Origin of the sequence: Methyloprofundus sp., assembly GCF_965251085.1 — a bacterium.
GTDB lineage: Bacteria > Pseudomonadota > Gammaproteobacteria > Methylococcales > Methylomonadaceae > Methyloprofundus.
Genome location: NZ_OZ252594.1, coordinates 1571480 through 1591363 on the forward strand (window position 1 = coordinate 1571480; position 19884 = coordinate 1591363).

Sequence of the window (19884 nt, forward strand, 5' to 3'; positions counted from 1 at the left end):
TGGGAATGATTTATAAGCTTACAAAACAGAGGTCACATTCAGTCTTATAATGAATAAATCAGTAAAATTAGATTAAAAAATTCTAGTTAGGGTGGATTACAATGGGAATTGAAGAAATTAAAGAAATTAAAGAAATTTTGTCACGAACCTATGTTTTTAATGGTGACTTATTCACCTTCCTTGTTCTTTATTTGCAAATTTTAATTTTTGTATGATTGCAACCAAAGCCGTCAACATTACGGCCCCTGTAATCACCCCCACAGACACCAGCATATTACTAAGCCATTCTGGTTTTAGCAGTAATATAATTCCTAGTCCGAACATCATGCTACCCGAGAGTAGTTTTAATAAGCGTCCACCTTCAGCAGATAATTTTCTCTGCCCCATCGTTAGCGTAAAAATTATGACTATCGCTAATAAAGGAATAATATAGACAATATTGTATAAGGCTAGATATAGGTAATACTGCGTTGAGTTAAGTTCATTCAGGGTTAATACGCGGGTATATACCATGGGTAGGCCGGCGGTGCAGATTAATTCATAACTATTGGCAGCAATCGCGAGAATTATGGTTGCAGAAATCATTGTCACCCAGTTACCGCTTTGGGTGAGAGCGCGTATTCGGGTAAACAGTCTGGATCGATTAGTATCAGACAATGATAGGGAAATACCGCGTTTAAAAAAGAAATAATCCTTGATATTGATCAAGCCAAAGCTGATGGCAATCAGTCCTGCTGCAGAAGTAATAATGATCAGCTCTTCAGTAATAAGAAACAGGTTCAGCCAGGCGCTCATAAACAGGAAGTACATGACTCCAGAGCACACTACAAAAGTGCAGCCTATGACTAGCATTCTAGCGCGACTCCGATGATGCACCATTAAACTGAGTAAAAAAAGCAGAATAAAAAAAGCACAGGGGTTAAACGCATCCAGAGCAGCTATAATCAAGGTAAATACAGGTAGAGAAAAGTCCTGATAATGAATATTTCCCAATCCAGGTATATTAAAATTTTCTTGTACTTCCGGAGTGCTTTGTTGTTGATGGCAGGCGAGGAGTTTTTCTTTGAGTTCCTGGCCCGTGGTTTCTGCGTGGTCATAACCGACTATCATTTGACCACAGAAGATAAAGGCAGGTACTGAATTTGCGGGTTGTTGTAATTGCTGCGCCATGAGTAAATAATGCTTCTGATTAATGCGGCTATCCACAAGATCATAACTATGCACTGTTAACCAGGGGTATAACTTAGGAAGGTTATTAATTAACGGCTTGGCATCTTCACAATGGGGGCAATACCGCGACCAGAAATAAGACAGAGTAACCTGATTGGAAACTTGTGATTTTGCACTGCTAGCGGCTTTTAGATTTGTCGATGTCAGCAAACTAGTCAATATTATTAGAGTGATAATAGGAATGATAGTTTGTAGATATTGATTAGGTCTGTATGACATAACTTTGTAAGCAAAACTGATTAGGAAGCCTCGGTTGAAAGCTGAGAGTTGACAAGATAACATCTTTTAAGCATCATCAATAATAAAACCTAAAAAAAATATGAGTATTGATACCTTAACTGTCCGCCGGGTTGAAATAGACACCTACCATGAGAATGTTGCTTATTTAAATCGTAATTGCAGCACATATAGAGCAGAGGGCTTTCAGGCCTTGTCTAAAATTGAAGTCAGTGTGAATGGCACACGGTTACTGGCTGTGCTCAATGTGGTTGATGATAATTCTATTGTTCTGCCTGGTGAGCTGGGTTTATCGCAACAAGCATTTAAACATTTATGCGTCGATGAAGGAACGCTGATTACTGTTAACCATGCTGAACCTCCCAAGTCGATGGACGCTGTACGACGCAAAATTAACGGTGAACGACTTAGCCAGGAAGACTTTGATGATATTAGCAATGATATAGTCGAAACCCGCTATTCGAAAATGGAAATGGCTGCTTTTCTGGTGGCTACTGGGCAAAATAACCTAGATCGGGATGAGCTGCTTTATCTAACACGGTCAATGTTGCAATCTGGCGAGAGCATAGATTGGCAGGAATCATTAGTTGCTGATAAGCATTGTATTGGCGGAATTCCTGGAAATCGTACTTCGATGTTAGTCGTGCCCATTGTTGCCGCGCATGGCATGTTAATCCCCAAAACATCCAGTCGTGCGATTACCTCACCCGCTGGTACAGCAGATACTATGGAAGTCCTTGCTAATATTAATCTTGCACCGCAACAACTACTCGATATTGTGCATATGCAGCGAGGTTGTCTGGTTTGGGGAGGGACTGCAAAATTAGCGCCGGTTGACGATATGTTAATTTCTGTGGAACGACCCTTAGGGATAGATTCGCAAGGACAAATGGTCGCTTCTATTTTATCCAAAAAACTCGCAGCGGGATCAACGCACTTGATCATCGATATTCCAGTCGGACCCACCGCGAAAGTTAGACATATGCGCCAGGCACTGGCCTTGCGTAAGTTATTTGAATTTGTTGGTGACCAACTAAATATTCATCTGGAAGTTATGATTACCGATGGCCGTCAACCAATAGGTCTGGGCATTGGTCCAGTGCTGGAAGCTAGAGATATAATGCAGGTTTTAAATAACGATCCGAAAGCACCCACAGATTTACGTCAAAAGTCTCTACAATTGGCAGGCAGAATTATCGAGTTCGATCCCGATGTTCGTGGTGGGCAGGGTTATGCTATTGCCCGGGACATTCTTGAGTCGGGGAGGGCTTGCGCAAAGATGAACGATATCATAAAGGCGCAAGGTGAGAAGGAAATAGATTTACAGCCGGGGAAATTATGTTATCAAGTCTGTGCCGAGCGTGACGGCATTGTTACCCATATCGATAATTTCCAGACAGCAAAAATTGCACGGATTGCCGGTGCGCCCATGGAAAAAAAAGCGGGTGTCGATCTTTTTAAAAAATTAGGCGATCAAGTAGAAAAAGGAGAGCCTTTATATCAAATTCATGCTGAATTTGAGGCTGATTTTAATTTCGCAAAAAATCTGGCCCTGCAAAACAACGCATACAGTATAGGCGAGCATGAGCAGGTTTTAAAACCCTTGATTGCATTTTAGAGGTGTAATAAATGCTGGTACTAGGCTTTCCGGAATATTTACCCCAGGCGCAACGTCTGGCTTCTGAGTTGAATGTTGAATTGCAACAAGTATATCTGCATCAATTTCCCGATGGTGAAAGCTTGTTGCGTTTACCGGTTGAATTACCGGAACATATAGTTATTTGCCGTAGCCTTAATCAACCTCAGACATCTTGATTCAGACGAAACTAATTTGAGACCATTTCCTAATTTTTTGCGGATGAAGTCAGCTCATAAATTAAGCGCAGATCGGTTCCTGGATAGTTGAGTTCCGTTTGATTGAGTTGTTCAAATAACTTTTCTATTGCTTTATTACTTGCAGGTCGGGAAGTACTATGCACACGTATCCGAAGTTGTTTTTTTACTTTATCGGGTAATATATCTGCTTCTGTCACAAACAGCGTTTGTAATAGTTGCCTTGCCATCGGAAAGTCGATTGTCGGTGAGGTTAGCAGAGCGGCCATTGCTGTTTCTGCCCGATAAGCGATCATGTTGACAGTATCTATCAGCCGCTTTTTCCCTGGCAGAAGCTGTTCGAACTTATCTTCGTCTCTCAACTCTTGCCAGGTAATGTGTTTGGGCGTTTGGCTTAGTTTTTCCTTGATGGTTTTTAGTTCATTTTCATAATGCTCTATTTCTTCGAGTAATTCTGCTCGTTTTCTTTCCCATTTCTTGTATTTCACATCTTCCGTTTCATCTTTTTTAATCACCGGATGAAGTTCCATCGCTGCAAATCGAGATAGACGGTAATTGAGTTTGGATTGTATCGAATTACGCTGTCCTTCCTGTTGGCGCCTATCAGGGTTGACCACCTTTTGGGTATCGGATAGTGGCTCTATTCCATACTCCTGTAGCATGTCTAGCCCATAGTGGTGCTTCATATATCTAAAAAAGTTCTCTTGGCACCACCGGCTAAACATTCGCCCAGAAACAGCCGTCAATTCTAGTTCATAGGCTGTGGTAATAATACTGGTTTGGTGACCAGAATCAGTCAACTTGCGCACTTCTCTCATCCACATCGCCTGTTTTCCAGTTCCAACCAGACTGCCTCGTTCGGCGAGTTTCATGATGACTTTTTCACCACTCGGTAGGGTGATCTCCTGACTGGAAAAATTGTCCAGTGGCCAATTTTCGGTGGGAAATTTATGATAGGTCATGCAAGCGACACGATGCTTGTCCCACATCTTTCTAAAGAATGCGGGGCTATAGCCTTCTCTATCAAACACCAGGATAAAACGACAGGCTTGTTTGTTTTGCTGTAATGCTTGTGCACTCGGTTGATTCGGAATGTCTTTGAGTAATCGGGGGACGATATCTTCTTCCAGCGTTTTTAGTAAGCCCGGATCCACCGTTTTTTCAACGACAAAGAAGGGACGCCCCGTACCATCATTAACCCAGTAGTCGGTGATACCCCGTAAGCAGAGTTTTTCGCGTGAAACATGCCGTTTGGGAAGTTTAGTCAAGTGTCCATGATAGACACGGACATGACCATCTATGTAGAGTGTTCCTGCTGCCTCTGGTTCATTTTCCATCCATTGTCGACTGAGGTCGGCCGCCCAGCTTTCAACTGATTCTGGATCAGACAGTCCTTTTACTTTGGTTCTTAAACAGCGCACTTCGGGAACCCGATCCAGGCCAAGTAGTTTGCCGAATTCACCCGGTGCATGCTCGCGAAGTTGTTCGGCATTTTTGATGCGACATAGTCCCATAAAGGCGAGTAGCAATAGGATATGAAAGGTTTGATAATAACCTGTCAGTTTGCCAAGGTGGTGCTCAATGTCATTTAATAAGCCATTGCTAAGTAACGCGGGCAATGCACATAACACACCGCCTTTAGGAACATCTAAACAGGATTCGAATTCGATTGAGGCTCCCTTTTCCTGCTCACCCAAAGCCGCCTGGATTCGCTCTTCTACTCGAGTGCAGGCCGTACCGAGTGACTCGGCTGCACTGGCATCAATAATATCACGGGCTGATTTGGTACTGCCATCATTGGGGTCTATTGATACGGCAGACTTTTTTTTAAACGTCCATCACTGATCGCCTTGCGAAAGGTATCTGCCCGGATGCCTAATTCTTTAGCGGCTTCGTTAGGCGTCATACCTTGATCCAGATATTCCTGAGCTTGCTGCAAAACCTCAAGCGTAAAGAGTGGTCCTCCCTTGCGAGTCGGGCGAGGTTCAAAAAACGAATCAGCCCCTTTTTCTCGTAGTTGCCTTAATGAGCGCATAACACTACTTTTAGAGACACCAAAGGTTGTAATAATATCGATTGAACGACAGGAGCCGGTATTGATGAGTTGAGAGGTGTGAAGTCTAAATAATCTCTTATTGTCAGCCTGGTGAGAATAGATCGGGATACCGCCGAGGAAATAAAACCACTCATCATTTCGGTTATCAACACTGACCTGACCATTTATAATAGTCGTACCCTGAGGAATTATTGGGAGCATGAGTTGCTGCATTAATTGAATACCTCGTATGATATGAGGGCTTAGTTTAACCTAAATGAGTACCGTTTTCATTTCTTTAGCTGAAAATATCAATCATTTGACAATAATTCCCTAACCCTTTAATTATATTGCCTAGTTTAAGTTTTAATGGATTTCTTTCAGGATAGCGAATCAAGATGTCTGAACCTAATGATAAGCTCATTGAACTACTTCTGTGTGTCAGAACAGCACGTCAGCAGGGCGTTAAACGAATTACCTTGGTTGCACCCTATTTGTGTTATATGCGTCAGGATATTGCAAATAAACCTGGAGAAGCAGTTAGTCAGCGTATAATCGGGCAAATGCTGGCAGAGTTATTTGATGATGTGATTACCGTCGATCCGCACCTGCATCGTATTTCCAGATTAAACCAGGCAATCCCGATAGCTAATGCGATTAGCCTGACTGCGACCGAGGAAATTACTCAATTTCTGCAACAAAAATTTAATCATGCCGTGTTACTCGGACCCGATAGTGAATCCGAGCAATGGGTTGCCGCTATTGCCAAAAAATTAGGCTTTGAATATTCGGTTGCTGAAAAAGTACGTCTAGGTGATACGCAAGTAAAAATGGCCCTGGCAGAGCATGATTTTCTGAACAAAACCGTGGTGATTATTGATGATATGGCTAGCACTGGTCGAACTTTGGCAAGGGCGAGCACTTTAGTTCGGGCTTCAGGTGCAAGTGAGGTTTACGCAGTGATTACCCACCCCTTATTTTGTGATGATGCAGAGGCGCATATTATGCAGTCAGGAATACAGGCGTTCTGGAGTACCGATAGCATAAATCACTCTAGCTCTTGCATTCACCTGGAGCGTTTGTTGGCGCAGGCAATACGAGAAATTGTATAAGGCACCTGGAAACACACATCATCCAACTTTGCTGGTCTTTTTGTCCGTTATTAGCTCTGTAACAATAGTTACGTAAACAGCTATGCGCTAACTGTACAGCACTAATAATAAACAAAAATCCTGCCCAAATATTGGACGCTTATTTATATCCAGGTGCTTAAGTGAAAAAACTTAAAGAGCCATTGTGCTGGTTACTTTGTGATGCAAACTAATATTTAAAATGACAGATGATTTAGTAAATCTAATTGCCGTTTGTTGGTAAGTCTTGTAAGTGTAACACCTAAATCCTGCAAGCATTATACATAATAATCCACAAAACTCCTTATTAAACAATGATATAATATCATTTTCCTGATTTCACTATCTCATTGTTTTAATGAAGCCCTCTAAAGTATCAAAATCCTCATCTCACGTAAGAAACCGTACCCGAACGGTAAAAATGACATCTACAGCACATGGATTGACAAGCCAGGCGGGACTGATTCCCGTCGTGAAATATTTAGACAGGATAGGTTTTGAAAAAACCGTAAAACAAAGCGTTCCACATCGGCGGGGTGAAAATGCAGACCATCACTTATCTGATGTGGTTCTATTGACGTTGGTTGGCATGATGGGGGGAGCAACATCAATGGCAAAGGTGACGACCGTATGGGCAGATAGCGTACTGCGCAAAGTAGCTGGCTGGATAAAGATTCCTGTTGAAACCACAATTTTACGGATCTTTAAAGAAGTAAGTGATAGGCAGATAAGCCAGTTTGAAACGCTCACGCATACTTTGCGTGGTCAACACTGGCGGCGATTGCTTCGTTCCGGAAAATCGAAAACTGGCATACAATCCGTCCAGTGGGTCGATGTCGATTCAACTGTGGACACCGTTTGTGGTCGACAAGAAGGAAGTGCCAAAGGCTTCAACCCCAAAAAGAAAGGTGCCCGTTCATACCATCCACAACTCGCTTTTCTAGCGGAAACAAAAGAAATTTTACAAGCCTGGTTCCGGACAGGCAATGCCTTTACAAGCAATGGTGTTGTAGAATTTACCAAACAGTTACTTGCACACTTGCCCAATCGGATGCGCATTATTTTTCGCGGTGACAGTGGTTATTTTGTCGGTGATTTGCTTGAATTTCTCGATACCAGAGGGCATGGGTATCTAATAAAGGTTAAACTTAAGAATTTGAACGCATTGCTGGCCAAACAGGCCTGGACAGCCATACAAGGCCGACCCGGTTGGGAGCAGAGCGAGTTTCAATATCGTTGTGGTGGCTGGTCTCGCTCTCGTCAGTTTGTCGCGGTCAGGATAAAGCAACCTAAACAAGTGACAGGACCTCAGTCCGAGCTTTGGGATACGGCAGAATATGACTATTTTTGTTATGTAACAACTGAACCTCTATCGCCTTGGCAAACACATAAGAAGTATGGTGAACGAGCGACGTGCGAAACATGGATTGAAGAAGCAAAATCACAAATGGGTTTAGGTAAAATCAGAACGAATCAATTTCTGGCTAATGCCGCATTATTTCATTGCGCCGTTCTTGCCTACAATACCGTGCGCTGGATGGCTCAATTGAGTGGCAACAAAACGTTGTGCCAATGGGAGCCGGATACACTTCGTACTTATCTGATTCGGGTGGCTGGAAAATTACTCACAGGCAATAATCAGCTGAGAGTCAGAACACCTGCAGATCCGCTCTATCCACAGGAATGGGATGATTGGGTTAAGGTGGGGTTACTCGCTTAACATTAACCGAAGTTAAGTCACTTTGATTAAAAGGTCATGGCACGTTGGCAGGGTGTTTATTGCCTTGGGCTCGGGGGATATCCATACGATACAAAAAATTTCCTCTATTTATGATTTAAATCTGGATATTTTGATCGGTTGGACAAAGAGGGCTGGCAAAGCGGCAGTAAAAACCTAATAACCACTTAGCTAGACAGGTTAATGAGAGTCAAAATATGGGCTTGCAGGATTTAGGTAACAGCTAAAGCATGTTAAAATGAATCAATTCTAAAGCCGACTATATTTGTCGGTTTTTTTTATTTATTACACAAATATAAGGTATTAAAGTAGCGTGTACACAATTTCTAAACATTTTGATTTTAGTGCAAGCCATATCATCGAAGGATTACCAGATCTGCACCCTTGCAGCCGCTTGCACGGCCATAATTATGTTGTAGAACTGGTGTTAGCAGCAGAAGAACTTAACGCTACAGGGTTTGTGGTCGATTATAATGAACTTATTGTTTTCAAGAAAATGATTGATGAGACTCTGGATCATCGTCATCTAAATGATGTATTGGATGGGCCAACCACGGCTGAAAGCATCGCTAAATATCTTTATGAACATGCTAAGCAGATATGGAAGGAAGTTATCTCTGTCAGCGTAAGTGAAACACCGAAAACGAATGCTACCTATCGCCCCTGACATTTAAAAATAATAATAATAAGTCATCATGCCGCGTAATGAAACGTCTAACCTGCAGTTTATAAAAGATAGCATAAAACGAATTTTTCCAAATGCTCAGGCTATCGCTCTAGCAATCATTTTAATTGTAGGTTTTCTATTAATTACATCCTTATCAGATGTTTTAATGCCTGTTTTTATTGCCATAGTGTTAGCCTATTTATTAGAAGGTATGGTAAGAAAGTTAGAGCATAAGATTAAACGTCTGCCCGCTGTATTTATTGTGTTTTCTGGGTTTATGGGAGCTTTTAGTTACTTATTATTCGGCTTGATGCCTATGTTGTATAAGCAATTAAAGCAACTCTTGCAACATACACCAGATATTATTAAGAGCTCTCAGGCCGAGATTTTAAAACTACCCGAAGCTTACCCGCAATTTATCTCTGCTGATAAACTGAGTGAATTTATGTTTGCCATACAACAGGAAGCCTTGAATTACGGACAGGATCTACTAGGTTTTTCTGCTTCATCGGTCGTAGGTATTATCAGTGCGTTGGTATACCTTATTCTGGTTCCGGTGTTAATCCTTTTTTGTTTGAAAGATAAAAGGCTTTTATTGGACTGGTTTGCGAAATTTATGCCCAGAGACAGGTTATTATCTATCAACGTCTGGGCAGAAGTGGATATGCAGCTGGGCAATTATGTACGCGGTAAATTTGTTGAAGTTATGATTCTAGGATTAGCCAGTTTTATGACTTTTTCTGTCTTAGGGCTAAATTATGCGGTATTGCTCTCAGTATTTATGGGCTTGTCTGTCATTATCCCCTATGTTGGAGCAACTCTGGTTACTTTTCCGGTGTTAGGTGTTGCTTTTTTTCAATGGGGATTTAGCAACGATGAATTTATGTACATAGTCATCGCCTATTCAATTATTCAAGCCATCGATGGCGTGGTTCTGGTCCCTTTACTTTTCTCGGAAGCGGTTAATCTGCACCCTGTCGCTATTATTGTTGCCATCTTATTTTTTGGTGGGCTTTGGGGGTTCTGGGGCGTGTTTTTTGCTATTCCTTTAGCAACCTTAGTAAAAGCGGTAACTTCAGCCTGGCCACGCCTGGATGATAAAATGGACACTTTTGAAATGTAATGACGATGAAAAATACGCAGCGGTTATTACAGATTATGCAGCGGTTAAGAGACCCAGAAACTGGCTGCTCATGGGATAAAAAGCAAAACTTTAGCACACTGATTCCGTACACGCTGGAAGAAGCATACGAAGTCGTCGATGCGATCGAACGCAATGATATGCAGGATTTAAAGTCTGAATTAGGGGACTTATTGTTTCAAGTGGTATTTCATTCTCAGCTCGCAGAAGAGCAGGACTTATTTGATTTTGAACAGGTAGCAGCCGGCGTTGCAGATAAATTAGTGCGTAGGCATCCCCACGTTTTTTCTGATGTTCAGTATACTGATGAAACAGAGCAACATCAGGCCTGGGAAACTTTAAAAGCCGCAGAGCGAGCAGAAAAAGAAGCTGAAAACCATACTATTTTATCCGGTGTGGCAAAAAATCTACCGGCTTTGGTACAGTGTAAAAAGATTCAGGATCGGGCTGCCAATCATGGTTTTGACTGGACTGAAATTGAGCCGGTATATGCAAAAGTGATAGAAGAATTAGACGAAGTTAAAGAAGCCTGGGAATCTGGTGATAAGCAACATATAGAAGAAGAGATAGGTGACTTATTACTGGTTGCCGTAAATCTCGCCCGACACATGCAGGTTGAGCCAGAACAGGCTTTAAAAAAGAGTACCCGGCGCTTTGAATATATAGAGCATAAAGTATTGCAATCTGGACGCGAAGTAAAGCAGTGCACACTCGATGAATTAGATGGTTTATGGGATGAAGCTAAAATCGCACTGAAGAATAAATAGTCTGTAGAGCGGACTTCAGTCCGCTATTTTTGATTGAAAGTAGCGGACTAAAGTCCGCCCTACCTAAGGTATCAGTCTTTATAGTTCCCAACAAAAGTAACAAGAGAGATAAAAACATAAAATGACAAGCTTTGAAAATGTAACCGTCGTAAAAAAAGCAAATATTTATTTTGCTGGACAAGTTAGCAGTCGCACGATTCAGTTTGCTGATGGCACAGAAAAAACTCTGGGCTTTATGTTACCAGGCGAATACACATTTGCAACCGGCGCAAAAGAAACGATGGAAATCATGGCGGGTGAGCTAGAAGTATTACTACCTGGAACAGAGCAGTGGCAAAGTATTAGTGCTGGCGAATCTTTTGAAGTTTCGGGAGATTCGAAATTTCAAGTCAAGATAAACACCCCGACAGATTATTGTTGTTCATACATAAAGTAATATCATGACCGAGCAACGCTTAATCTCTATAGAAACAAAAATTGCCTATCAGGAAGATACCATTGCACAACTCAATGATGTTATATGCACGCAACAAACTCAAATTGATGCATTAGAACGTCTTACGCAGCAACTAATCGGCCGAGTTCGCGATTTATCAGCAGCAACAGCACAGTCAGCGAGTGCATTTTCAGCGGCAGATGAAAGGCCACCGCATTATTAAAGTTTTCGAAATAAAGATCCAGCTTCCAGGTTGACTCAGTTATTTCGTGCAGATTTTTAGCGGCTGAGTTTTTGCCGATAGCTACGTAGCCAGTTAAGTATATGTGGTGAATTAATTTAATATTTCTGTAGGATGGGTAGAACGTAGCACCTGTTTTTTTAGGTGCGCAGTGACTCGCAAGAGCGCGCAGTGAAACCCATCAATCCCACGTAAAATGATGGGTTTCGCAAAAACATGCTCTACCCATCCTACGCAAATCTTAACATAATTATGTATCAGTACTATACAACCGCATCCATGGCCACGCGAAGCAAAGCATAGATATTTGCGCGGTTTAGTCAAAGGGCAATCAACTGCTAATTTTTTCACAGGATAAAAAAAGTATGACCAATAATGATGTTTTGCGTCGCATTCGCTACACTTTCGACTTCGATGACAACAAGATGATCGCAGTCTTTGCACAGGTCGACTCTCAGGTTTCGCGGGAGCAGATTAGCAACTGGCTTAAAAAAGATGATGACACTGATTATCAGGAATGCAAGGATGCTGATATGGCTATTTTTCTGAATGGATTCATTAACGAGAAGCGTGGGAAAAAAGAGGGTTCACAAGTCGAACCCGAGCAGTCTTTGACTAACAATCTTATCTTTAGAAAATTAAAAATTGCCTTGGATCTAAAAGACGATGACATTTTAGTGATAATGGAATCAGTTGACTTTCGACTAAGTAAGCACGAACTCAGTGCATTTTTCCGTAAGCCAGGTCATAAGAATTACCGCGAGTGTAAAAATCAGATTTTGCGAAATTTCTTAACAGGCGTGCAAAATAAATACAGAAAAAATGACTGAGGGTGCCTTGCTTGCCTTTTAGTAAGGAAAGCTGTAACTACTCTCAGACAAGCTGAGTAGTTACAGCAAAATAAACACTGTAGGATGGGCAAAGGGCTTCATCCGTGCCCATCAACGAAACATGATGGGCACGTCGCACCTCCTTGCCCATCCTACAAAACGCTTGTGCCATCAGGGTATTTTTTATCAAATACCTGCTTTTCTAGTGCCTGGCTGGAAATATACAATCTAATTTCGTAACTATCAGATACGCTGAGTCGTTACGGAAATCTTAGGTTTTTATGATAATTCTCGCTCCAAACTTAATATTCTAAACAGATATATGCAAAGAGCGTCCGCTTAAAGCCAGCGCACTTTCATGAATTGCTTCAGAAATCGTCGGGTGAGCATGAATGGTTCGTGCGATATCTTCAGCGGTCGCAGAGAACTCCATCGCCAGGACCACTTCGGCAATTAATTCGGACGCGAGTTCGCCAATAATATGTACCCCTAAAATGATTTCTGTGTCCGCTTGCATAATCATTTTAACCATTCCCGAGGTCGTGCCTTTAATTAGCGAACGACTGGTTGAGCTAAATGGGAATATACTGGTTTTGATATTTTCACCTATCGCAAGCAGGTCTTGCTCTGTTTGCCCTACCCAGGCTATTTCAGGATCAGTATAAATAACATTTGGAATAGTATGATAGTTAATCGGGGATTGCTGCTGCGCAATGAGTTCAGCGACAAAAAACCCTTCTTCTATGCCTTTATGCGCAAGCATGGGCCCTGATAATGTCAGGTCACCAATAGCATAAACCCCTGGTAGTGTAGAGCAACAGTTTTCATCGACATGCACAAAACCATCTTCATCTAATAATAGATCGGCAGAGGCCGCTATCAGTGTCTCCGTGTTAGGTTTCCTACCTGAGGCGACGACTAGTTTTTCAAATAAGCATTGGTGTCGTCCCTGGCTATCTTCGTATTCTACATTGACCTGGTCTTGTTCAATCTGTGTAGAAATAACGCGTGCGCAGAGCCGAATATCCATCCCCTGTTGACTATAAAGTTTAAAAGCTTCATCAGATATTTCCTGGTCAGCCATGGTCATAAATGAGCCTTGTGCTTCGAGTATGACGACTTTTGTGCCTAACTTGTTCCAGATACCTGCAAGTTCGATGCCTATCGCCCCAGCACCAATTATCCCCAGCGTTTTAGGTGCACTTTGCAAATTCAGAGCGGTCTGCACATCAATAATAAATTCATTATCGATCGGTGCAAATTTCAACTCGACCGGGCTGGAGCCTGCAGCAAGGATTATCTTATCTGCGGTTATCACCTTGGGCAGGTTATCACTGAAAGGAATGATTTCTACCCGATTAGGGTTGATAAGTTGAGCATCGGCCTTAATAATCTCAACTTTATTATCGATAAATATTTTCTCGACCTGCTGGTTTAATAAAGCAACGATAGATTCCTTACGTTTTTGCATTTGTGGAATATCTGCCTGGATATTGTCTGCACTAATACCATGGTCGGAGATACCGTGATTAACTAAATTAAATAATTTTGCCGACTCTAATAGCGCGACAGCAGAGATACAGCCACCATTAACATAATTGCCGCCTAGGCAAGGAGTCGAGTTTTTTGAGACCCAATTATCAATACAAGCCGTTTTCAGGCCTAATTGAGTAGCACGAGTCGCCGCAACATAGCCTGCAGGGCCGGCACCTATGACAATTACATCGAAATCATTTTTTTGTTGAGACATGAGCTGATCCTGACTTAAATATTAAGTAATAAATGTGCAGGCGATTCCAAACCTTCTTTAATCGCGACTAAAAACTGCACTGCGTCTCGTCCGTCTACTAGACGGTGATCATAAGATAAAGCAAGATACATAATAGGGCGTATAACAATTTCACCCTTTTCAACAACGGCACGTTCGGTAATCGCATGCATACCTAAAATGGCACATTGTGGTGGATTCAGAATTGGTGTTGACAGCATAGAGCCAAAAATTCCACCATTGGTAATGGTGAAAGTGCCGCCATTAAGCTCATCGTAAGTAAGCTTACCTGATATTGCTTTCTGGCCAAAATCGACAATATTCTTTTCTATCCCTGAAAAATCCAGCTGGTCGGCATCGCGTAACACAGGAACAATCAGGCCACGGGGTGAAGAAACCGCGATACCTATATCATAATAACCATGATAGATAATATCTTCACCGTCAATCGATGCATTGATAGCAGGAAAACGTTTAAGCGCTTCAATCGAGGCTTTAATAAAAAAAGACATAAAGCCTAATTTAACCTCATGTTTCGCAATAAAGCGCTCTTGATACTGCTTGCGTAAATCAATAACACTTTGCATGTTGACCTCATTGAAGGTGGTTAACATGGCAGCGTTTTGCTGAGCTTGTAATAAACGCTCTGCTACTTTCGCGCGTAAACGCGTCATTGGGACACGTTGTTCTGACCTGCCATTGCTAAGTGTAGAGCTGACATTAGAGCTAGACTCTATTGTGGGTGGAGGCTCTGATTTTTCTTCAGTTTGCGGTGCAGGAGTCGCATGTTGAGTTAAATAATTTTGCACATCACTTTTAGTGATGCGGCCCCCTTTACCGGTACCTGTTACCAGCGCGGGATCAAGGTCATTCTCAAATATAATTCGGCGTACTGCAGGGCTTAACGGGATTTCAGTACTGGCTGGTTCGGTGTTTGCAACTTCAGGGGCGGGCGCTTGAGTTATTTCTTCATTTTCGGTGCTAATTCTAGCCAGCAAATCACCACCGACGACAGTGCTGCCATCTTGCACAATAATTTCACTCAGTACGCCTGCTTTAGGGGATGGGACTTCAAGTACAACTTTATCAGTTTCCAGGTCGACTAAATTATCATCTTTCTGAATGCTATCACCGACTTGCTTGTGCCAAGTGATTAAAGTCGCATCTGCAACAGATTCGGGTAAAGTTGGAACGCGGATTTCTATGCTCATGATGGTTTCCTTGCTGAAGCAGCTGGGCCGTAAAGTGCTGTTTGTACGACTTCTTTTTGTTGTTCTAAATGTTTGGCTAAATTACCTACTGCTGGAGATGCTGAAGCTTGACGGCCACAGTAAGTTAATTCCAGATGGTCAGGTTTAAATATAGAAAAATTATGCCGTGATTGATACCAGGCCCCTTGGTTTTGCGGTTCTTCCTGGCACCAGACTAAACTTTCAAGGTTGGGGTATTTGGTAAATTCAGTAGAATAGTCTCGAATTGGGAAAGGATATAACTGCTCAATCCTTACAATGGCAACATTAGGCAAACTATCACGTGTGCGAGCTTCGAGTAGATCATAATAAACTTTCCCAGAGCACAGTACGAGGCGGGTAACTTTTTCTCTATCTATGGCGGGGTCCGTTTCAGAAATAACGGTCTGGAAATGCCCATCAACCAGATCCTCTAGCGTCGAAACAGCTGCTTTATGTCTTAACAAGCTTTTCGGTGACATAACGATAAGCGGTTTACGATAGTTGCGTACCACCTGCCTGCGCAATAAGTGGAAGATCTGTGCCGGAGTCGAGGGCACACAAACTTGCATATTCTGATCAGCACATAATTGTAAATAACGTTCCAGACGCGCAGATGAATGTTCGGGTCCCTGGCCTTCCATGCCATGCGGTAACAACATGACGAGTCCCGATAATCGACCCCATTTGCTTTCACCCGAGCTAATAAACTGATCGATTAATACTTGGGCGCCATTGGCAAAATCACCAAACTGGGCTTCCCATATAGTTAAGGTTTCAGGCACGGTAGAGCTATACCCGTATTCAAAACCGAGTACGCCGGCCTCAGAAAGAATTGAATCAAAAACTTGTGCACGCCCCTGATCCACATCCAAGTGCTTAACAGGGATATACGATTCACCATTAAGCTGGTTATGGAGGATAATGTGGCGATGAAAAAAAGTACCGCGACCGACATCCTGCCCCACCAATCGAACATTAAATTTGTCCATCAGCAAGGTGGCATAAGCCATATTTTCAGCAAAGCCCCAATCCAGCGGCATCGCTCCGGCAGCCATTTTACGCCGGTTTTCCATAATTTTGGTCACCCGGGCATGCAATTCAAATCCGGGAGGTAAACGCTGCGACTGATTATTGCAAAAACGTATGCGCTCTAGTGGAACACGCGTATCACAGGATATATCCCACTGCTGGCCTACATACTTATCCCATAATTTGGAATAAGAGTAGTGTGAATCGATAATAGGACGTGAAACCGGTTTTTCTGCATCCAGCAAATCCTGATAATTCTGCTCCATATCCTGTACCTGCTGTTCGCTTAACACCTCTTGCTCTATAAGGTGATTTGCATAGAGAGTGCAAGTAGTATCCAGGGAATTGATTTTTTTATACATCATCGGCTGAGTGGTCGATGGTTCATCTGCCTCATTATGTCCCCGGCGACGATAACAAATAAGGTCAATAACCACATCTTTTTTAAAAGTCGCACGGTAATCAATCGCCATTTGCGTAACGAACAGCACGGCCTCTGGGTCATCGCCATTCACATGAAACACCGGTGCCTGAATCATATTTGCAACATCGGTACAGTATAAAGTAGACCGCGCATCGAATGGATCGCTGGTAGTAAAGCCTATCTGGTTATTGATAACCACATGAATTGTGCCACCCGTTGCAAACGCCCTGGTTTGCGCCATATTCAAGGTTTCCATCACGATTCCCTGTCCGGCAAATGCAGCATCTCCGTGGATAAGAATAGGCACTACGGTATCGGTACTGCCTTTTCCATACCTATCCTGGCGCGCTTTGACAGAGCCTTCAACCACAGGGTTGATGATTTCTAGGTGAGAAGGATTAAAGGCCATGGTGACATGTGCAAATCCGCCATCGGTTTCCATGTTAGATGAAAACCCCATATGGTATTTAACATCTCCGGAAATGACACCTCGATCTGTTGTCGCAGTACCTTTAAACTCACTAAAAAGTTGTGCAGGACTTTTGCCTAGAATATTAATCAGCACATTTAAGCGTCCTCTATGCGCCATGCCGATAACGAGTTCTTTAGTACCATATTTACCCGAGCGCTGAATAATCTCATCCAGAATGGGGATAAGGCATTCCCCGCCTTCTAGCGAAAAACGCTTTTGACCGACGAAGTTTCGATGCAAATATTTTTCTATGCCTTCAGCTGCGGTTAATTGCTCTAATAACCAGATTCTTTTTTTATTATCAATATTTTCACCTGGTTTGGAGCCTTCCAGGCGGTTTTTAATCCAGCGTTTAATATCAGCATCGAATATATGCATATATTCAGTACCAATATTCCCGCAATAAATTTCTTTTAAGGTAGCAATAATCTCTTTTAATGGTAAGCGATCTACCCCATATAAGGTACCGGTATCAAATAAAGTTTCCAGATCGGGCTCTGATAATCCGTAATAATTCGGATCTAGATCAGGCACATTTCTATGAATTTTACCCAGCGGATTATTGGTCGCCATTTCATGTCCATGCGAACGATAATGGGTAATCAAGCGTGCAACAGAAGATTGTTTTTTGACACTTTCTTCGGTAAAGCCCTGTAATTCGGCTATGCGCGAAGAATTTGATGTGGCAAGTAAAGCAAAGCGTTCTACAACAGGACTATGAGCGATATCGCGTCGATTGGGTACTTGCGGTAATTGGGCAAATTTTTCACGCCAGGTATTTTCAACAGAATCAGGGTTTTCCAGAAATTGTTCGTACAAGTCTTCTATATAAGGTGCATTACTTCCATATAGAGCAGAGGTATCTTGAAAAAATTTAAGCAAGTTACTCATGAAAAAATCCAGTTAATCGTACAAGTTGCAGTATATTGGGCTGTAAGGTAACGCGCAATAAATAACCCACCCATATTGCGTAGGATTTTTGTTTATCTTCAAAGCCTGCCCCGTACTTGATACGGGGGCGTAGAAATAGGCGCATAGCTAGCTACGTAACTATTTCTACAACGCAGAAGACGGACAAAAAGACCAGCAAGGTGGGTGGGTTATTTATTGCAAGTTGCCTAAGCTGTATATTACCAAGAAAGCTTGGCTTGGTGAAAGACTAAGTGAATTAAAATTTAGCTCACTAAAACTTTAATAGCAAACAATAGCACCTAAATCCTGCAAGCATTATACATAATAATCCACAAAACTCCTTATTAAACAATGATATAATATCATTTTCCTGATTTCACTATCTCATTGTTTTAATGAAGCCCTCTAAAGTATCAAAATCCTCATCTCACGTAAGAAACCGTACCCGAACGGTAAAAATGACATCTACAGCACATGGATTGACAAGCCAGGCGGGACTGATTCCCGTCGTGAAATATTTAGACAGGATAGGTTTTGAAAAAACCGTAAAACAAAGCGTTCCACATCGGCGGGGTGAAAATGCAGACCATCACTTATCTGATGTGGTTCTATTGACGTTGGTTGGCATGATGGGGGGAGCAACATCAATGGCAAAGGTGACGACCGTATGGGCAGATAGCGTACTGCGCAAAGTAGCTGGCTGGATAAAGATTCCTGTTGAAACCACAATTTTACGGATCTTTAAAGAAGTAAGTGATAGGCAGATAAGCCAGTTTGAAACGCTCACGCATACTTTGCGTGGTCAACACTGGCGGCGATTGCTTCGTTCCGGAAAATCGAAAACTGGCATACAATCCGTCCAGTGGGTCGATGTCGATTCAACTGTGGACACCGTTTGTGGTCGACAAGAAGGAAGTGCCAAAGGCTTCAACCCCAAAAAGAAAGGTGCCCGTTCATACCATCCACAACTCGCTTTTCTAGCGGAAACAAAAGAAATTTTACAAGCCTGGTTCCGGACAGGCAATGCCTTTACAAGCAATGGTGTTGTAGAATTTACCAAACAGTTACTTGCACACTTGCCCAATCGGATGCGCATTATTTTTCGCGGTGACAGTGGTTATTTTGTCGGTGATTTGCTTGAATTTCTCGATACCAGAGGGCATGGGTATCTAATAAAGGTTAAACTTAAGAATTTGAACGCATTGCTGGCCAAACAGGCCTGGACAGCCATACAAGGCCGACCCGGTTGGGAGCAGAGCGAGTTTCAATATCGTTGTGGTGGCTGGTCTCGCTCTCGTCAGTTTGTCGCGGTCAGGATAAAGCAACCTAAACAAGTGACAGGACCTCAGTCCGAGCTTTGGGATACGGCAGAATATGACTATTTTTGTTATGTAACAACTGAACCTCTATCGCCTTGGCAAACACATAAGAAGTATGGTGAACGAGCGACGTGCGAAACATGGATTGAAGAAGCAAAATCACAAATGGGTTTAGGTAAAATCAGAACGAATCAATTTCTGGCTAATGCCGCATTATTTCATTGCGCCGTTCTTGCCTACAATACCGTGCGCTGGATGGCTCAATTGAGTGGCAACAAAACGTTGTGCCAATGGGAGCCGGATACACTTCGTACTTATCTGATTCGGGTGGCTGGAAAATTACTCACAGGCAATAATCAGCTGAGAGTCAGAACACCTGCAGATCCGCTCTATCCACAGGAATGGGATGATTGGGTTAAGGTGGGGTTACTCGCTTAACATTA

17 protein-coding genes are annotated in these 19884 nt (G+C 42.4%); 11 read left to right on the forward strand and 6 right to left on the reverse strand.

Features of this window, described 5'->3' with window-relative positions:
* Window positions 1–171: 171 nt before the first annotated feature.
* The gene (locus tag ACQY3F_RS07135; protein ID WP_428354198.1) at window positions 172–1380 is read right to left on the reverse strand and encodes a hypothetical protein; all 1209 of its coding nucleotides are present in this window, start codon (window positions 1378–1380) and stop codon (window positions 172–174) included.
* Window positions 1381–1549: 169 nt separating this feature from the next.
* Here ACQY3F_RS07135 and ACQY3F_RS07140 point away from each other — a divergent pair, with 169 nt between their 5' ends.
* Together ACQY3F_RS07140 and ACQY3F_RS07145 are read left to right on the forward strand one after the other, a co-directional pair.
* Window positions 1550–3085 carry a thymidine phosphorylase family protein gene (locus ACQY3F_RS07140; protein WP_428354199.1) on the forward strand — a complete coding sequence of 512 codons (1536 nt, stop codon included), beginning with the start codon at window positions 1550–1552 and terminating at the stop codon, window positions 3083–3085.
* 11 nt (window positions 3086–3096) lie between these two features.
* Window positions 3097–3282, forward strand: a complete 186-nt coding sequence (locus ACQY3F_RS07145; RefSeq protein ID WP_428354200.1) for a hypothetical protein — start codon at window positions 3097–3099, stop codon at window positions 3280–3282.
* A 29-nt stretch (window positions 3283–3311) separates the two neighbouring features.
* Here ACQY3F_RS07145 and ACQY3F_RS07150 read toward each other — a convergent pair whose 3' ends face one another.
* Together ACQY3F_RS07150 and ACQY3F_RS07155 are read right to left on the reverse strand one after the other, a co-directional pair.
* A complete protein-coding gene (locus tag ACQY3F_RS07150; protein ID WP_428357631.1) occupies window positions 3312–5108 on the reverse strand; it encodes a putative transposase in 1797 nt (598 codons plus the stop codon).
* Window positions 5105–5569, reverse strand: a complete 465-nt coding sequence (locus ACQY3F_RS07155; protein WP_428353676.1) for a hypothetical protein — start codon at window positions 5567–5569, stop codon at window positions 5105–5107. The genes ACQY3F_RS07150 and ACQY3F_RS07155 overlap by 4 nt, the downstream gene beginning before the upstream one ends.
* A 164-nt stretch (window positions 5570–5733) precedes the next feature.
* On the opposite strand from ACQY3F_RS07155, the gene prs reads away from it, so the two are divergent.
* The 8 genes from prs (at window position 5734) to ACQY3F_RS07195 (ending at window position 12285) form a co-directional block, all read left to right on the forward strand.
* Window positions 5734–6447, forward strand: coding sequence for a ribose-phosphate diphosphokinase (gene prs / locus ACQY3F_RS07160; RefSeq protein ID WP_428354201.1), 714 nt, complete (start codon window positions 5734–5736; stop codon window positions 6445–6447).
* Between the two features lie 376 nt (window positions 6448–6823).
* The gene (locus ACQY3F_RS07165) at window positions 6824–8185 is read left to right on the forward strand and encodes an IS1380 family transposase (protein WP_428352972.1); all 1362 of its coding nucleotides are present in this window, start codon (window positions 6824–6826) and stop codon (window positions 8183–8185) included.
* 331 nt (window positions 8186–8516) lie between these two features.
* On the forward strand, window positions 8517–8870 hold the full coding sequence (locus ACQY3F_RS07170) for a 6-pyruvoyl trahydropterin synthase family protein (RefSeq protein WP_428354202.1): 354 nt from the start codon (window positions 8517–8519) through the stop codon (window positions 8868–8870).
* Between the two features lie 28 nt (window positions 8871–8898).
* Window positions 8899–9993 carry an AI-2E family transporter gene (locus ACQY3F_RS07175; RefSeq protein WP_428354203.1) on the forward strand — a complete coding sequence of 365 codons (1095 nt, stop codon included), beginning with the start codon at window positions 8899–8901 and terminating at the stop codon, window positions 9991–9993.
* Window positions 9993–10778 (forward strand): nucleoside triphosphate pyrophosphohydrolase, encoded by a 786-nt coding sequence (gene mazG, locus ACQY3F_RS07180; protein ID WP_428354204.1) that lies wholly within the window; start codon window positions 9993–9995, stop codon window positions 10776–10778. Before ACQY3F_RS07175 ends, mazG begins: the two co-directional genes overlap by 1 nt.
* Window positions 10779–10899: 121 nt before the next feature.
* A complete protein-coding gene (locus ACQY3F_RS07185; protein ID WP_428354205.1) occupies window positions 10900–11214 on the forward strand; it encodes a pyrimidine/purine nucleoside phosphorylase in 315 nt (104 codons plus the stop codon).
* A gap of 4 nt (window positions 11215–11218) precedes the next feature.
* A complete protein-coding gene (locus ACQY3F_RS07190; protein ID WP_428354206.1) occupies window positions 11219–11437 on the forward strand; it encodes a SlyX family protein in 219 nt (72 codons plus the stop codon).
* 383 nt (window positions 11438–11820) lie between these two features.
* On the forward strand, window positions 11821–12285 hold the full coding sequence (locus ACQY3F_RS07195) for a DUF1456 family protein (RefSeq protein ID WP_428354207.1): 465 nt from the start codon (window positions 11821–11823) through the stop codon (window positions 12283–12285).
* Between the two features lie 310 nt (window positions 12286–12595).
* Here the strand turns inward: ACQY3F_RS07195 and lpdA are convergent, their stop codons facing one another.
* The 3 genes from lpdA to ACQY3F_RS07210 are packed head-to-tail and all read right to left on the reverse strand — an operon-like array spanning window position 12596 to window position 18101.
* Window positions 12596–14035 carry a dihydrolipoyl dehydrogenase gene (gene lpdA / locus ACQY3F_RS07200; RefSeq protein ID WP_428354208.1) on the reverse strand — a complete coding sequence of 480 codons (1440 nt, stop codon included), beginning with the start codon at window positions 14033–14035 and terminating at the stop codon, window positions 12596–12598.
* Window positions 14036–14049: 14 nt separating this feature from the next.
* A complete protein-coding gene (gene odhB / locus ACQY3F_RS07205) occupies window positions 14050–15264 on the reverse strand; it encodes a 2-oxoglutarate dehydrogenase complex dihydrolipoyllysine-residue succinyltransferase (RefSeq protein WP_428354209.1) in 1215 nt (404 codons plus the stop codon).
* Window positions 15261–18101 (reverse strand): 2-oxoglutarate dehydrogenase E1 component, encoded by a 2841-nt coding sequence (locus tag ACQY3F_RS07210; RefSeq protein WP_428354210.1) that lies wholly within the window; start codon window positions 18099–18101, stop codon window positions 15261–15263. The genes odhB and ACQY3F_RS07210 overlap by 4 nt, the downstream gene beginning before the upstream one ends.
* Before the next feature lie 416 nt (window positions 18102–18517).
* Here ACQY3F_RS07210 and ACQY3F_RS07215 point away from each other — a divergent pair, with 416 nt between their 5' ends.
* Window positions 18518–19879 carry an IS1380 family transposase gene (locus ACQY3F_RS07215; protein WP_428352972.1) on the forward strand — a complete coding sequence of 454 codons (1362 nt, stop codon included), beginning with the start codon at window positions 18518–18520 and terminating at the stop codon, window positions 19877–19879.
* Window positions 19880–19884: the final 5 nt, after the last annotated feature.